Raw genomic sequence first — 949 nt, forward strand, 5'->3', positions numbered from 1 at the left:
GAGGGGCGGGGCGAGCGCCCCGGGGGTCACTCCTTGACGCTGCCGGCGGCGAGGCCGGACTGCCAGTAGCGCTGGAGCAGGAGGAAGGCGACGATCAGCGGGAGGATGGTGAGCAGTGAGCCGGTGATCACCAGGTTGTAGATGACCTCGCCGCCGGCCGTGATCGCCTGGGCGTTCCAGGAGTTGAGGCCGACGGTCAGCGGGTACCAGTCCGGGTCCTTGATCATGATCAGCGGCAGGAAGTAGTTGTTCCAGGTCGCGACCATGGTGAAGAGCAGCACGGTGACGATGCCGGGGGCCAGCAGCGGCAGCGCCACCTGGAAGAAGGTGCGCACCTCGCCCGCGCCGTCGATCCTGGCCGCCTCCATCAGCTCGCCGGGGATGGCCTCGGAGGCGAAGACCCACATCAGATAGAGACCGAAGGGCGAGATCAGGGAGGGGATGATCACGGCCCAGGGGGTGTTGGTGAGCCCCATCTCGCTGAACATCAGGAAGGTGGGGACGGCGAGCGCCGTGCCGGGCACGGCGACGGCGCCGATGATGACGGCGAACACGCCGCGCTTGCCCGGGAAGTCGTGCTTGGCGAGGGCGTAGCCGCCGAGCACGGCGAGGAAGGTCGCGCCGCCCGCGCCGAGCACCACGTAGAGCAGGGTGTTCAGCAGCCAGCGCGTGAAGACGCCGTCGTCGTAGGTGAAGGTGTCGGCGATGTTGCCGAACAGCGCGAAGTCGCCGTCGAACCACAGGCCGAAGGAGTCGAAGAGTCCGGCCTGGGTCTTGGTGGCGTTGATCAGCAGCCAGGCCAGCGGCACGAGCGTGTAGAGCAGCACCAGGCCGGTCAGCAGGGTGAGCAGCAGGCTGCGCCTGGGCCGGTCGCGGCTGTGCCGGCGCGGGCGCAGCCGGATCGCGGTGGCGGGGCGCGCGGCGCCGTCGCGGGCGGCCGGGGCGGTGG

1 protein-coding gene is annotated in these 949 nt (G+C 70.1%); it reads right to left on the reverse strand.

Going from position 1 to position 949, the window contains the following annotated elements; all coding sequences use genetic code 11:
* Nucleotides 1–26 precede the first annotated feature (26 nt).
* Complete coding sequence (locus tag E1283_RS36565; RefSeq protein WP_132822435.1) at nt 27–902, reverse strand: carbohydrate ABC transporter permease; 876 nt, start codon at nt 900–902, stop codon at nt 27–29.
* Nucleotides 903–949 lie beyond the last annotated feature (47 nt).

Origin of the sequence: Streptomyces hainanensis (assembly GCF_004348415.1) — a bacterium.
Lineage (GTDB): Bacteria > Actinomycetota > Actinomycetes > Streptomycetales > Streptomycetaceae > Streptomyces > Streptomyces hainanensis.